This window comes from Pseudomonas sp. P4_C3, assembly GCF_056402075.1.
The window spans coordinates 1-13,853 of the sequence record NZ_JBFUIC010000196.1 but is presented as its reverse complement, the minus strand read 5'-3'; the positions used below and the strand labels follow the sequence as shown (position 1 = coordinate 13,853).

Below are 13,853 nucleotides of genomic sequence, written 5' to 3'. Positions count from 1 at the left end.
CCTGTTTTTTGTGCCCGACGTTGCCCCCCTGTGGGAGCGAGCTTGCTCGCGATGGCGGCGGCCCATTCAATAGTTGTGCTGACTGACAGCCTGCAATCGCGAGCAAGCTCGCTCCCACAGGGGGGCAACGTCGGGCACAAAAAACAGGMTCACTGCCAATCCRATGTGGGAGCGAGCTTGCTCGCGATTGCAGGCTGTCAGTCAGCACAATTATTGAATGGGCCGCCGTCATCGCGAGCARGCTCRCTCCCACAGGGGTGAGAGTATGAAGTCTGTGGTCATCGTCGGCGCCGGTCCGGCGGGCATTCGTGCGGCACAAACGCTGGTTGCCCATGGCGTGCGTCCGGCGCTGCTGGACGAAGCCGCACGCGGCGGCGGGCAGATTTATCGGCGTCAACCGGCCAACTTCAAACGTTCGCCGGTCAAGCTGTATGGCTTCGAAGCACGCAAAGCCAATGCGCTGCATCAGACGATTGACACACTGCGCGAACAAATCGATTACCGCGCCGAAACCCTGGTGTGGAATGCCGAAGACGGTGCCCTCGACACTTTGCAGAACGGCCGCGCAGCACGCTTGGAGTTCTCCCGGGTGATCGTCGCCACCGGCGCCACCGACCGGATTCTGCCCGTACCGGGCTGGACATTGCCGGGGGTCTACAGTCTCGGTGCGGCGCAAATCGCCTTGAAGTTCCAGGGCTGCGCCATCGGCGAACGCGTGGTGTTCGCCGGCAGCGGCCCGCTGCTGTACCTGGTCGCCTATCAATACGCCAAGGCTGGCGCCAACGTGGTCGCGGTGCTCGACAGCTCACCCTTCAGCGCACAGGCCCGAGCCCTGCCCGGCCTGCTGGCGCAACCGTCCACGTTGGCCAAAGGCATTTATTACCGCGGCTGGCTGACCGCGCACGGCATCCCTGTGCATCAAGGCGCGACCCTGGCAGCCATCGACGGCGAGCAACGCGTGCAATCGCTGCGCTGGTCCAACGCCAGGGGCAACCACTCACTCGACTGCGACGCCGTGGCCTTCGCTCACGGCCTGCGCAGTGAAACCCAACTGGCCGATCTGCTCGGCTGTGAATTCGCCTGGAACCCGCTCAATCGCGCCTGGTTACCGCAACGTGACCGTGCGGGCCGCAGCAGTGTCGCCGAGGTTTATCTGGCGGGCGACGGTGCCGGCATCATGGGTGCGGACGCGGCGGAAATGGCCGGTGAGCGCGCCGCATTGGCACTGCTCGACGACATGGGTCATCTGATTTCGGCGCAGCGCCCTGCCCAGTTGGAACACCGCCTGGAACGCATTAGCGAATTTCGTCAGGGCCTCGAACGCGCCTTTACATTTCCCGACAACTGGGCCGCTGGTCTTACCGATGACGTGATGGTCTGTCGCTGTGAAGAAGTACGCGCCGGGGATATTCGCGACGTGGTGCGCGAAGGTCATTGGGAAATCAACCGGGTAAAGGCTCATTGTCGTGTCGGCATGGGGCGTTGCCAAGGTCGGATGTGCGGTGCCGCAGCAGCAGAAATCATTGCCTGCCAGAGCCAGCGCGCCGTGTCCGATATCGGCCGGTTGCGTGCCCAGGCACCGATCAAACCGCTGCCGTTTGGCCTGGAGATCGAGCTTTGAACGAAGTCGATGCAGTCATCATTGGCGGTGGCATTGTCGGTGCGAGCGCCGCCCTGTTTCTCAGTCGGGCCGGTCGGCGCGTGGCGCTGCTGGAACGGGATTTTTGCGGCTCACATTCCAGCGGCGTGAACTACGGCGGCGTGCGGCGTCAGGGTCGTCCCCTGGCGCAATTGCCGCTGTCGCAAAAGGCCCACGAAATCTGGGCGCAGTTGCCACAACTGATTGGCATCGACGGCGAATACCAGCGCAGCGGTCACCTTAAACTGGCCCGCAGTCTCAACGATCTGCAAGCCCTGCGGGACTACGCCGATAGCAGTCGGGGGTTCGGTCTCGATCTGCAAGTGCTCGACCGAACCCAATTGCGCGCACGTTTTCCGTGGGTTGGAGACGTGGCGGCAGGCGCGTCCTATTGCCCTGACGATGGTCACGCCAACCCGCGCCTGGTGTCTCCGGCGTTCGCTCGGGCGGCGCGGCAACAGAGCGCGCAGGTTTACGAACAATGCGCGGTGAACGCTGTAGAACATGACGGACAACGATTTCGTGTACATACGCAAACTGGCCTGGAATGGCGTGCACCCTGGCTGTTGAACTGCGCCGGAGCCTGGGCCGGCAGCCTGGCCACGCAGTTCGGCGAACCGGTGCCGATGCATTCAGGTCACCCGGCGATGCTGGTCACCGAACCGTTGCCGCTGGTGATGGATGCCAGCACCGGCGTCGAGGGCGGTGGCATTTATGCCCGTCAGGTTACCCGGGGAAATTGCGTACTGGGCGGCGGCCAGGGCTATGCCCTCGACGAGACCCGCGCCCGCCCCGGTCAAGGCGCAGTGCTGGAAATACTCCGCCAGGCCGTCGAGCTCTACCCGTTTCTTGAAGGTGCCCAGGCGATTCGTACCTGGAGCGGCACCGAAGGTTATCTGCCCGATCGCCAACCGGTGATCGGCCACAGTGGTACCCAACCCGGTCTGTTGCACGCGTTCGGCTTTGCCGGCGCCGGTTTCCAGATCGGTCCCGCGGTGGGCCAGGCGCTCACCGAAATCATCTGTAGCGGCGCATCAAAGACGTCGCTGGATGCGTTTTCCATCACCCGGTTTCACTCCATCTCCGTAGCTTGATAGAGGAAGGTCGCGCCAATGAATAACGTCAAACGCAGTGCACTGCTCGGTTTCTCTTGGCTAAGTTTTTCTTGCGTGGGCGCCCTGCTCACGGTCACTCAGGCCCAGGCCGAGCCAACACTTTATCTTGGCATGAACGGCGGGACCATGGAGCGGCTCTATGCCGACAAGGTGCTGCCGGCTTTCGAGAAGGCCAACAACGTCAAAGTAGTGATCGTACCGGGCACCTCATCCGATATCCTGGCCAAGGTTCAGGCCAGCAAGGGCAACCCGCAGATGCACGTGATGTTCCTCGACGACGGCATCATGTACCGCGCGATCTCCATGGGACTGTGCGACAAACTCGAAGACAGCCCGACGCTGGAACAGATTCCGGCCAAGGGACGGATCAAGGACCAGGCCGTGGCGGTCAGCCTCGGGGTCACCGGGCTGGCATACAACACCCGCTTGTTCAAAGAAAAAGGCTGGAGCGCGCCGACCTCCTGGATGGACATGGCCGACCCGCGCTTCAAGGACAAACTGGTGTTCCAGTCGATGGCCTCTTCGACGTTCGGATTGCACGGTTTCCTGATGTTCAACCGGATACAGGGCGGCACCGAAACCAATGTCGACCCTGGTTTCAAGGCCTGGCCGAACACCGTCGGGCGTAACGTACTGGAATACATTCCGAGCTCGGCGAAGATCTCCGAAATGCTTCAGACCGACGAAGCGGCGCTGTTCCCGTTGACGCCGACCCAGGTGACGGCTCTGAAGCTCAAGGGCATGCCAGTGGAATACGCACAGCCGAAGGAAGGCGCCGTGGTGCTCAACGTCGCCGAATGCGCAATCGCCAATAACACGCAACCGGAGCTGGCGCAAAAACTTGCCGCCTTCTTGCTGACCCCGCAAGCCCAGGCCGTCGCACTCGAGGATGGCGACCAGATTCCGTCCAACCCCAACACCCCAACCACCGAGCGAACCCATGGTCAGGTCGAAGCCATGAAACATTACCTCGATACGGCGATTGCCCTGGATTGGGATCAGGTCAACGAACAACGTCCGGCATGGAATGCGCGGTGGAGCCGCAGTATCGAGCGCTAGGTCACTGGCAACGCACAGCTGTGTGGGCATCGGCATGACCTTGTGAGTGCGGGCTTGCTCCGGGCGGCGTTCCGACGAAGGCGGCCTGACAGTCGCCACATCTTTCCCGCTATCATGTCGCGCATTTCCGGGGCCACGCGCCTATTCCTTGATCAATAGCGAATCTGTTCATGCATACCCTTGCTCAATTGCGTAACGGCGAGTTGTCGGGCATCACGCGGCTGGATCTGGTCGACGGCCTGACCGAATTCCCCCGGGAGATCTTCGATCTGGCGGACTCGCTGGAAGTGCTCAACCTCAGCGGCAATGCCTTGAGCGCCCTGCCCGAGGACTTGCATCGCCTGACCCGTTTGCGCGTGCTGTTCTGTTCCGATAACCGCTTCACCGAGTTGCCGGCCTGCCTGGGCCAATGCACCGCACTGACGATGATCGGCTTCAAGGCCAACCGCATCGACCACGTGCCCGCAGCGGCGCTCCCACCGCTGCTGCGCTGGCTGATCCTGACCGACAACTGCATCGAAACCTTGCCGACCGAACTGGGAGAGCGCCCGTTCCTGCAAAAGCTCATGCTCGCCGGCAACCGTTTGCACGCGCTGCCGGAGTCTTTGCGCCAGTGCCATCGGCTGGAACTGATCCGCATCGCCGCCAACCGGTTGACCGGGTTGCCGCAATGGCTGCTGGAACTGCCGAGCCTGACCTGGCTGGCGTACGCCGGTAACCCGCTGGAAACCGAAGCCGATGCCGCGGCCCTCGACGCCACACCGCGCATTGACTGGTCGGCGTTACGTCTGGAGAAGAAACTCGGCGAAGGTGCGTCCGGGGTGATTCATCAGGCCGCCTGGCAACCCGCCGGGCAGCCGCCCATGGCCGTTGCGGTGAAGCTCTACAGGGGCGAAATGACCAGCGACGGTTCGCCATTGCACGAAATGAACGCCTGCATCACCGCTGGCCTGCACCCGAATCTGATCCGCGTCGAAGGGCGGATTGTCGATCACCCGCAGCAAACCGCCGGGCTGGTGATGCAACTGATCGCACCGAGCTTTCGCAACCTCGCCGCGCTGCCGAGCCTGGCGTCATGCAGCCGCGACATTTACCCCGACGATTTGCGTTTCAGTGCCGCGGTGGCGCTGCGCATTGCCTCGGGCATTGCCTCGGTGGCCGAGCACCTGCACGGTCATGGCATCACCCATGGTGATCTCTATGGGCACAATATTCTGTGGAATGAACAGGGTGATTGCTTGCTGGGGGACTTTGGTGCGGCGTCGTTCCACGCGATTTCCGACAGCCTTGAAAGCCGTGCCTTGCAGCGGATCGAGGTGCGGGCGTTCGGGGTGTTGTTGGGGGAGTTGCTGGAGCGGGTTGATTCGGGGTTGAGCGATGAAGAGCGTGGGGTGCTGGAAGATCTGGAGCGGCGTTGCTGTCAGCCGCACGTGCTGGAGCGGCCGGGGTTTGGCGAAGTCGTCGCTTAAACCTGTGGGAGCGAGCTTGCTCCGGGCGGCGATCCGACGATGACGGCCTGCCAGACAACAGAGCCGTCATTGACACAAAGACTTAACCCGCCAAGCCGACAAACATGTCCTGCACGTCGTCGTGGTTATCGAGGCCTTCGAGGAACGCTTCGACTTCCGCCATCTGCTCATCGCTCAGGCCGCTGACCGGGTTTTTCGGCTGGTAGCCAAGTTTGGCCGACAGCACGGTGAAGCCTTGTTCCGGCAGGGCTTTCTGTACCGCATCGAGGTCGGTCGGCTCGGTCAGGAACAGGGTTGCACCCTCTTCACCCGGCTCGAAATCCTGTGCACCGGCTTCGATGGCGGCCATTTCCGGATCGGCGTCCGGGGTGTCCGGCGACGCTTCGATCATGCCGACGTGGTTGAAGTCCCAGGCCACGGAACCGGAAGCGCCCAGTTGACCCTTGCGGAATGCCACGCGGATCTCGGCGACGGTGCGATTGATGTTGTCGGTCACGCACTCAACGATCAACGGCACCTGATGCGGGGCGAACCCTTCATACGTCACGCGATGGTATTGCACGGTTTCGCCCAGCAGGCCCGCGCCCTTCTTGATGGCGCGATCCAGTGTTTCCTTGGGCATCGAAGCTTTCTTGGCCTGTTCAACCACCAGGCGCAAGTGCGCGTTGGTAGCAATATCAGCGCCGTTGCGCGCAGCAATGGTGATTTCCTTCACCAGTTTGCCGAAGATCTTGCCTTTGGCATTGGCTGCCGCTTCTTTGTGTTTAACCTTCCACTGTGCGCCCATTTCTCACTCTCTTATCTGTGGCATCTGTGGCGCCGAGACATCTATTGGTCGACGCTTTGTGCAAGTTTATACGGCCTAAAGTTGGCAATCGACCAAAAAATCCCGACTTGCATCGACATCTTCACCAGCGGTTGTAGGGCGATTCGGAAATGTCGCTTTAACGTGCCCGCAATGCGCTGGGGTTTCGTACGCTTTGCACCCTACTTCACGGCGGCAGCGTGTTCGATGCACAACGACAAGGAAAGTCCCACCACCCTGACGCTTCTCGACGACGACCTGAGTTTCCAGGTGGTCCGGTTCAGCGGTCATGAAGCACTCAACCAGCCCTATCGATTCGATATCGAGGTTATCGGGCTGGCACCGGCCCTGAACCTTGAGCGATTGCTGCGCCAACCGGTGTTCCTCGACTTCGGCCACGATCAAGGCATTCATGGCGTGCTACACAGCGCCAGTAGTGAACATCGAAGCGGGCACCGGGTCGCTTACAAGCTGGTGCTGGTGTCCCGTGTCCAAGTGCTGGAGCAGCAACGACGCCGACGCGTCTTCCAGCGCGCCAGCGTGCCCATGATCCTGCGCCAATTGCTCGAGGAACATGGGTTGCCCGTCGGCAGTTATCGCTTTGAACTGGCAACCGGGCACTATCCCCTGCGACCTTTTTGCATTCAGTACGATGAAACCGACCTGGCGTTGCTGCAACGACTGTGCGAGGAAGAAGGCATCCACTACCACTTCGAGCATCAACGCGATGGCCATGTCCTGGTGTTGGCCGATGACAGCCTGAGTTTCCCCCAGGAACCGCTGCTCATGCCGATGCGCAGCGGCGCCCTCGACGAACATCACGAACCTGTGATCAGCGAACTGTTCCAGCGCCATGACGCGGCGCTCTCCCCCGTGCGCCCGGGTGCCAGGAATCCTGGTGCAGCGGACACCAGCGACGGCGCAGCCAATCACTCGTTCGCCACGACGAGACACTTTCCCGCCCACGAACAACAACATCGCGATCAGCTCAGCCGTCGACAACTGGAACGTCTGCGTTGCCGACACCTGCAGATCCACGGCCAAAGTAACCAGGGTGCACTACGCAGTGGCCGGATCGTACAGGTGGCCGAGCACCCGCTGGCGAGTTTCAATGACCAATGGCTGGTCACCGAAATCCGCCATCAGGGGCGTCATTCATCGATTCTGCTCGACGACACATCGGGCATGGCCCCAGGTTACCGCAATCAATTCAGCGCCATCCCCTGGTCGACGGTGTTCAGACCCGCGCTCAAACAACCCAGGCCGAGTATTCCCGGGTATCAGCCCGGCCAGGTGTGCGGCCCAGTCGGGCAACCGGCGACAGTGGATGAGGATGGCCGGGTTCAGGTGAACCTCTGGCCCGCTACACAATCCGCCGCAGAGACGGCCACCGGTCTGTGGTTACCGCTGGCGCTGACCACCGCCGAGGACTGGATCGATCCGACCCGCTTGCCCGTGGCTGGCAGCGAGGTACTGGTGATTTTCCTCGACAGTGACCCGGATCGCCCGGTGCTCTGTACGGCCATGGGCCCACGGCCACAACCTCGCGGCCCTCGTCCGCGTGAGCCCCGTGGCGATACCCGCCTGCTGTTCGACTGGCTGCTCAGCCGCTCGGACCTTGCGCCCTGACACTCAGCCCTTGTCAGCCTTGCCGGCTGCTGCGGCGAACTTCGCCAATCGCACATCCAGATGCCGCGGCCGAAGCCCGTGATCCTCTGCACGCTCCTTGCGGCGGATGGCGTTGCGCACCATCAGCGAGCCAATGTAGCGAATCGGTTCCGGCGGGAAAAAACCCAGCGGTCCGTTGACCAGTGGCGAACGGGTCCAGGGGTTGTCCAGGCCCAGGACCATCGACGCCAGAATCTGCCCGCCCATATGGCAGGGCCCGACACCGCTGCCGGAGTAGCCAAAACCGTAGAACACATTGCCACTGGCGCTCATCTGCCCGAAAAACGGCAGCCCGGTCACCGAACGGTCCGACGGACCATTCCAGGTCGCTTCGACCTTGACGTCGGCAAACGCCGGGAAGAAATCCGCCAGGCTGCTCTGCAACAAACCGGCGTAAGGCGAAGGTTGATCGAACACCGGCAGCATGCGTCCACCGTAAGCGAAGGTATTGCCACCCTTGCCAAGCATGATCCGGCCGTCCGGGGTGTTGTGGTAGTAGTGCACGAAAATCCGTGAATCGAGCACCGTGACGCCACTGGTCAGGCCGATTTCGTCGAGCAAATCCGGCCGAGGCTCGGTGATCAGCATGTCGCTGGAAACGATCGCCACGCTGCGCTCGAACAGCGGGAACGCTCGGGCCATCCAGGCGTTCATCGCCAGCACCACCCGGTCGGCGCGGACGGTGCCGCTGGGGGTTTGAATGCCCACCGGCTTGCCCTCTTCCAGCCCGGTCATCGCGGTATTTTCGTGAATCCTCACGCCCAACTGCAAGGCAACCCGGCGCAGACCGCGCACCAGCTTGCCCGGCTGCACACTGGCCGCGGCCGGAGAAAACCAGCCCTCCAGGTGTTTGCCGGAGCCAGCCATGCGCTGCACATCGGCCACCGGCCGCTGGGTGAACGAGTTGATGCCGTGGCGCTCCAGTGCGGAGATGACCGCATCGGTCGAGCCGCATTGGGCACGGTTGGTGGCGGTGTAGAGCGTTCCGTCGAGGCGGTAATCGGCGTCCACCGCATACTGTTCGCAGAAGGCGCCGATGGCATGGATGCTGCGCTCGGACTCCTTGACCAGACGCACGGCCTCTTCGACGCCGAACAAACGCTCAAGGGTGAAATACTTGGCCGACCACGACAGCGCACAACCGCCATTGCGTCCACTGGCCCCGGCGCCGCAAATATCCGCTTCGACCAGCAACACGTCCAGCTCGGGGTTCTGCTCCTTGAGCATGATCGCGGTCCACAACCCGGTATAACCRCCGCCGACGATGCACACGTCGGCGCGGCTGTCGCCTTGCAGTGGCGGACAGGTTTCGGACGCATCAGCCTTCAAGGCCTGGTCCAGCCAAAAGGGTCTCATGGGAAATCTCCAGTCAATGGCCCACACGCCAGCCTGCCGCGGACGCAGCAGGCGACGAGGGACAGGATTCAGGTGCGCAGGGGTTTGATGGTCATCGTCCGATTGGGCACGAACGGGTAGTTGGTTTTCAGGCCGCCCGGGCGGCTGTTCCAGTGCGGGATCAGCACCAGCGCCGAGAACATGGCGCAGCCGGCGAAGACAATGAACACGGTAACGGTGTCGAAGTAGCCAGGCAGCAGGCCACCGAGAATCGCCCCGACCGAGCCGCAGCCGTTAACGAAACCGGCTGCTGTGGCGCCGGCCTTGGCAGTACCGAAATCGATGGCCGCCGCGCCGCTGATCATCGAGTCCGGTCCGTAGAGGGTCAGGCCCATGACGAACAGCAGCGCCACCACCAGGACCACGCTACCGGTATGCAAGGCGCCCATGAACAGTGCCAAAGACACGGTCAGCGCCAACAGGCTGAGTACGCAAGCCGGCATGCGTCGGGCGCCGAACAGTTTGTCCGAGGCCAGGCCGATCATGATCGGTCCGAGCAATCCGGCCAGCTCGAACGAGGTCGGAATGATTGCTGCACCGACCTTACCCACCGAAGGCATCTGTTCGAAAACGATCACCGGCCCCCACAGCAGAATCGCGTAGCGCGCCGGTTTGAGCATGAAGTACGCCACCCCGAGCACCAGCACCGTGCGGTTGCGCAGGATTTCCTTCAAAGGCTCCCACATGCTGATTTTGCTTTGCGCGTCAGCTTGTTCGGCGGTCAGCTCAGGTTCCGGCTCCACCGCCGGCAAGCCGACGTCCTCCGGTTTGTTACGTTGAAAAATAAAAAACAGCACGGCGACCAGCCCAACCACCGCCGCACTGGAAACAAACGCCGCATGCCAGGTGCCGATGAGCGTATACGCCCACCAACCGGCAAACGGCGACGCCACGAGACCGCCAAAGGCGTAGCAGGAACTCCACAGGCCCAGTACCCGCCCGCGTTGCTCCGAGGGAAAGAAGCTGCCGAGATTCTTGCACAGCCCCGACCAACCGGTGGACTGCGCCAGCCCTTGGATCAGCATGCAGGTAGCGAAAATCGGTAACGTTGCAAAGTTGCCCATCACCAGCGCCGCACAGGCGGAAATCAGCAACCCGCCCAGCACCACCACCCGCGGCCCGAAGCGGTCGGCAAGGATGCCCCAGGTGAATTGGCCGACGGCGTAGGCCGTCAAGTAGATGGCGTCGAGGTTGGCCATGGCCATTTTGTCGAGCATGAAGGTCGGGTCTTCGGCGATGCCGAGCTTGGCCACCGAGAAGGCTTTGCGGGTGAAGTAGAAAGCGGCGTAGGCGAGCCAGGTGATCGCGAAGATCTGCATGCGCCAACGCTTGATGGTGCCGATGTGCTTGTTCATTGTGGTTCTGACCTCAGGGTGTGAGTGTGCCGGCAGAATTGGAAGAAAACGCCTGTTTTTTTATTGTTGAGCACTGCGATATCGCCCTGTCCCTACGGCGGATACCGGTCAGATGAGTCCTGTTTTTGCACGCCCAGGCTCATGGCTCCCGCTGCTGTTCGACTGACCCGTCAGCGGGGCTGAGGTGGATAAAAACAATTACTGATTAATAAGTGAAATCGATTTATCGTATTTCAAAAATAAGCCCAGCTTGTTACTGGAGATTTCCATGTCGGTGTCCCACGCCCAGCTCAAAGCCTTCCATGCCGTGGCGGTCCATGGAAGCTTTACCAAAGCCGCCGAGCGGCTTTTTCTGACGCAGCCGGCGATTTCCGACCAGGTGCGCAAACTCGAAGAGCGCTACGGCGTCTTGCTGTTTCACCGCAACAAGCGCTCGGTGCGCCTGACCGATCTGGGCGAGCGCCTGCTGAGCGTTACCCAGCGGCTTTTTGTGATTGAGGCGCAAGCGCAGGAGCTGTTGCAGGATTCCCAGGCCTTGCAGACCGGCAGCCTGATTCTGGCGGTGGATGCACCGGTGCATGTGCTGCCGCAGATTGCCCGCTTCTGCGAACGCTACCCCGGGATCAGCGTGAAGATCGAAACCGGCAACACCGATGAGTCGCTGTTTCGACTGTTCAACTATCAGGCCGACCTGGCGTTACTGGGCCGTGACGTCAGCGATGAACGCCTGATCTCCCTGTCCCTGCGTAACGACCCGATGGTGGCGTTCGTGTCGCGCAATCATCCGTGGGCGGATCGCGAATCCATCACCCTCGCGGACCTCGACGACACGCCGCTGGTGTTGCGGGAAATCGGTTCGGTGACCCGGCAGACCCTGGAAGAAGAAATGCAACGCGCCGGGTTCCGCATTCGCCCGGCGATTCAGGTCGAAGGCCGGGAGGCGGCGCGGGAAGCGGTGGTGGTCGGGATCGGGGTGGGCGTGGTGTCGGCCGCGGAGTTTGGCGCCGACTCCAGGGTTTGCGCACTGCCGATTACCGATTGCGAACGACGGCTGACTGAAACACTGGTTTGCCTGCGCGAGCAGAGCTCGCGGCGGGTGGTGGCGACGTTTCTGCAGATGGTTCGCGAGAGTCTTGTTTAGGCAGGTCCGACGCCATCGCGAGCAAGCTCGCTCCCACAGTGGTGGTGTGTCGTCAACATAATCTGTGGTCGACGCAAATCCCTTGTGGGAGCGAGCTTGCTCGCGATTGCAGGCGACTCGGTCTACCTGCCTGGCGCCAACCCGAAAAATGCCTGAATCAAGCGCAAATCCCGTCGCCGCTCCATGCACCCGATCATGTGCCGATTCACCAGCCCCTCGCCAGTAATCGGCACCGCCGCCACCCGCGGGTCGTGGCTGACCTCCACCGACGACACCACCCCCACCCCCAGTTCGGCGGCCACCGCTTCAGTCACCGCTTCGCGGCTGTCCAGTTCCAGCAGCACCCGCGGATTGACCCTGGCCTGGGCGCAAGCCTCATCGAAGGTGCGCCGGGTAATCGAACCCGGTTCGCGCAGCACCATGATCACCTGATCCAGTTCCTTGAGCTGCACGCCTTTGGCCTTCTGCGCCCAAGGATGCCCGGCGGGCACCAGCGCGCAAATCCGTGATTCGTTCAGCGCCTGCAGATGCAAGCCCTTGCGCGGCTCGACCTCGGTCAGTACCGCCACGTCGGCATGTTCGGACAGCAGCGCCGCCAGGGTTTCCTGGGCGTTGCCCAGGCGCAGGTTCACCGTGATCCCCGGATAGCGCGCCCGCAGGCTGGCGAGCATCGGCATGACCATGTGCGGACCGTCCGCCGCCACCTCCAGACGCCCGGTCAGCAATTGCCGGTTGGCTTCGAGCATCACCTGCGCCTCTTCGGCCAGGCCGAACATCGCCCGGGTGATGGCCGCCAGTTTGGTGCCCTCCTCCGTCAGTTCCACTCGGCGGGCGGTGCGGCGCAGCAAGGTGATCTGGTAGTGCTCCTCCAGGGCCTTGATGTGCCCGGTAACCGCCGGCTGGCTGATGAACAGCCGCGCCGCCGCCCGGGTAAAGCTGCCTTCCCGCGCCACGGCATCGAATGCGCGCAGCTGAAACAGGTTCATGAATAACCCTCACTGATGGCTGGCATAACAATAAACAATTTGATTGATAACACGGCAAATTGCAATTTAGGTCCCGTAGCTTCATCCCATCGATTGCGAGGACACGAGAATGAGTACTGCCGAACCCATCCTGCTCACCCCCGGCCCGTTGACCACGTCGGCCCGCACCCGTCAGGCAATGATGGTTGACTGGGGTTCATGGGATGACCGCTTCAATCAACTAACCGCCAGCCTCTGCGAGCAACTGCTGGCAATCATCAACGGCGCCGCCACCCACCACTGCGTGCCCCTGCAAGGCAGCGGCACCTTCGCGGTCGAGGCAGCGATCGGCACGCTGGTGCCTCGGGACGGCAAGATTCTGGTATTGATCAACGGCGCCTACGGCAAACGCCTGGCGAAAATCTGTGAAGTGCTCGGCCGCGCCTACAGTACCTTCGAAACCGCCGAAGACGAGCCGACCACCGCCGCCGACGTCGACCGCCTGCTGCGTGCCGACACCGGCATCACCCACGTCGCCCTGATTCACTGCGAAACCAGCACCGGCATCCTCAATCCGCTGCCGCAGATCGCCCAGGTCGTCGCAGAACACGGCAAGCGCCTGATCATCGACGCCATGAGTTCCTTCGGTGCCCTGCCGGTGGATGCACAGCAAGTGCCGTTCGACGCACTGATCGCCGCCTCGGGCAAATGCCTGGAGGGCGTGCCAGGCATGGGTTTTGTCTTCGCTCGCAAAGAATCCCTGGCCAACGCCGCCGGCAACTCGCATTCGCTGGCCATGGACTTGCAGGACCAGCACGCCTACATGGCCAAGACCGGCCAGTGGCGCTTCACCCCGCCGACCCATGTGGTCGCCGCACTGCACGAAGCCCTGCTGCAATACAACGAAGAAGGTGGCTTGCCGGCCCGGCACGAACGCTATGCCGCCAACTGCCAGGCACTGATGGAAGAGATGGGCAAACTGGGGCTGCACAGCTTCCTGCCGGCGGCTATCCAGGCGCCAATCATCGCCACCTTTCATACCCCGAAAGATCCGCGCTACGCATTCAAGGAATTCTACGAGCGGGTCAAGGCCAAGGGCTACATCCTCTATCCCGGCAAACTGACCCAGGTCGAAACCTTCCGCGTCGGCTGCATCGGCCATGTCAACCCGGCGCAAATGCGCGAAGCGGTGGCGGCGATTGCTGAAGTGTTGCGCGAGATGGAAGTGTTAGAGATCTAAAC

At 62.1% G+C, this 13,853-nt stretch carries 11 protein-coding genes; 7 read left to right on the top strand and 4 right to left on the bottom strand.

What is annotated here, in order from left to right; all coding sequences use genetic code 11:
* Positions 1-265 precede the first annotated feature (265 nt).
* The 4 genes from AC1DVH_RS22545 (at position 266) to AC1DVH_RS22530 (ending at position 5,282) form a co-directional block, all read left to right on the top strand.
* Positions 266-1,621, top strand: coding sequence for an FAD/NAD(P)-dependent oxidoreductase (locus AC1DVH_RS22545; RefSeq protein ID WP_477755681.1), 1,356 nt, complete (start codon positions 266-268; stop codon positions 1,619-1,621).
* Entirely contained in the window at positions 1,618-2,733 is a 1,116-nt protein-coding gene (locus tag AC1DVH_RS22540; RefSeq protein WP_477755680.1) for an NAD(P)/FAD-dependent oxidoreductase, read from the top strand. The genes AC1DVH_RS22545 and AC1DVH_RS22540 overlap by 4 nt, the downstream gene beginning before the upstream one ends.
* 18 nt (positions 2,734-2,751) lie before the next feature.
* Positions 2,752-3,813 carry an ABC transporter substrate-binding protein gene (locus tag AC1DVH_RS22535; protein WP_477755679.1) on the top strand — a complete coding sequence of 354 codons (1,062 nt, stop codon included), beginning with the start codon at positions 2,752-2,754 and terminating at the stop codon, positions 3,811-3,813.
* A 170-nt stretch (positions 3,814-3,983) separates the two neighbouring features.
* Positions 3,984-5,282, top strand: coding sequence for a leucine-rich repeat-containing protein kinase family protein (locus tag AC1DVH_RS22530; protein ID WP_477755678.1), 1,299 nt, complete (start codon positions 3,984-3,986; stop codon positions 5,280-5,282).
* An 82-nt stretch (positions 5,283-5,364) separates the two neighbouring features.
* On the opposite strand, the gene AC1DVH_RS22525 is transcribed toward AC1DVH_RS22530, so the two are convergent.
* Complete coding sequence (locus AC1DVH_RS22525) at positions 5,365-6,069, bottom strand: YebC/PmpR family DNA-binding transcriptional regulator (protein WP_008051121.1); 705 nt, start codon at positions 6,067-6,069, stop codon at positions 5,365-5,367.
* 225 nt (positions 6,070-6,294) lie between these two features.
* Here AC1DVH_RS22525 and AC1DVH_RS22520 point away from each other — a divergent pair, with 225 nt between their 5' ends.
* A complete protein-coding gene (locus tag AC1DVH_RS22520) occupies positions 6,295-7,716 on the top strand; it encodes a type VI secretion system Vgr family protein (protein ID WP_477755682.1) in 1,422 nt (473 codons plus the stop codon).
* A gap of 3 nt (positions 7,717-7,719) precedes the next feature.
* On the opposite strand, the gene AC1DVH_RS22515 is transcribed toward AC1DVH_RS22520, so the two are convergent.
* On the bottom strand, positions 7,720-9,111 hold the full coding sequence (locus AC1DVH_RS22515) for an FAD-dependent oxidoreductase (protein ID WP_477755677.1): 1,392 nt from the start codon (positions 9,109-9,111) through the stop codon (positions 7,720-7,722).
* Between the two features lie 68 nt (positions 9,112-9,179).
* Entirely contained in the window at positions 9,180-10,505 is a 1,326-nt protein-coding gene (locus tag AC1DVH_RS22510; RefSeq protein WP_477755676.1) for an MFS transporter, read from the bottom strand.
* Between the two features lie 268 nt (positions 10,506-10,773).
* On the opposite strand from AC1DVH_RS22510, the gene AC1DVH_RS22505 reads away from it, so the two are divergent.
* A complete protein-coding gene (locus AC1DVH_RS22505; protein WP_477755675.1) occupies positions 10,774-11,646 on the top strand; it encodes a LysR family transcriptional regulator in 873 nt (290 codons plus the stop codon).
* Between the two features lie 122 nt (positions 11,647-11,768).
* Here the strand turns inward: AC1DVH_RS22505 and AC1DVH_RS22500 are convergent, their stop codons facing one another.
* A complete protein-coding gene (locus AC1DVH_RS22500) occupies positions 11,769-12,632 on the bottom strand; it encodes a LysR substrate-binding domain-containing protein (protein ID WP_477755674.1) in 864 nt (287 codons plus the stop codon).
* Positions 12,633-12,741: 109 nt separating this feature from the next.
* Between AC1DVH_RS22500 and AC1DVH_RS22495 the strand changes: the two genes are divergently transcribed.
* Complete coding sequence (locus AC1DVH_RS22495) at positions 12,742-13,851, top strand: 2-aminoethylphosphonate--pyruvate transaminase (protein WP_477755673.1); 1,110 nt, start codon at positions 12,742-12,744, stop codon at positions 13,849-13,851.
* Positions 13,852-13,853 lie beyond the last annotated feature (2 nt).

What these genes read in the sequence shown, in the direction of transcription:
- AC1DVH_RS22545 (WP_477755681.1), top strand. Translation starts at nt 266, where the DNA reads ATGAAGTCTGTGGTCATCGTCGGCGCCGGTCCGGCGGGCATTCGTGCG.
- AC1DVH_RS22535 (WP_477755679.1), top strand. Translation starts at nt 2,752, where the DNA reads ATGAATAACGTCAAACGCAGTGCACTGCTCGGTTTCTCTTGGCTAAGT.
- AC1DVH_RS22530 (WP_477755678.1), top strand. Translation starts at nt 3,984, where the DNA reads ATGCATACCCTTGCTCAATTGCGTAACGGCGAGTTGTCGGGCATCACG.
- AC1DVH_RS22525 (WP_008051121.1), bottom strand. Translation starts at nt 6,069, where the DNA reads ATGGGCGCACAGTGGAAGGTTAAACACAAAGAAGCGGCAGCCAATGCC.
- AC1DVH_RS22520 (WP_477755682.1), top strand. Translation starts at nt 6,295, where the DNA reads ATGCACAACGACAAGGAAAGTCCCACCACCCTGACGCTTCTCGACGAC.
- AC1DVH_RS22510 (WP_477755676.1), bottom strand. Translation starts at nt 10,505, where the DNA reads ATGAACAAGCACATCGGCACCATCAAGCGTTGGCGCATGCAGATCTTC.
- AC1DVH_RS22505 (WP_477755675.1), top strand. Translation starts at nt 10,774, where the DNA reads ATGTCGGTGTCCCACGCCCAGCTCAAAGCCTTCCATGCCGTGGCGGTC.
- AC1DVH_RS22500 (WP_477755674.1), bottom strand. Translation starts at nt 12,632, where the DNA reads ATGAACCTGTTTCAGCTGCGCGCATTCGATGCCGTGGCGCGGGAAGGC.
- AC1DVH_RS22495 (WP_477755673.1), top strand. Translation starts at nt 12,742, where the DNA reads ATGAGTACTGCCGAACCCATCCTGCTCACCCCCGGCCCGTTGACCACG.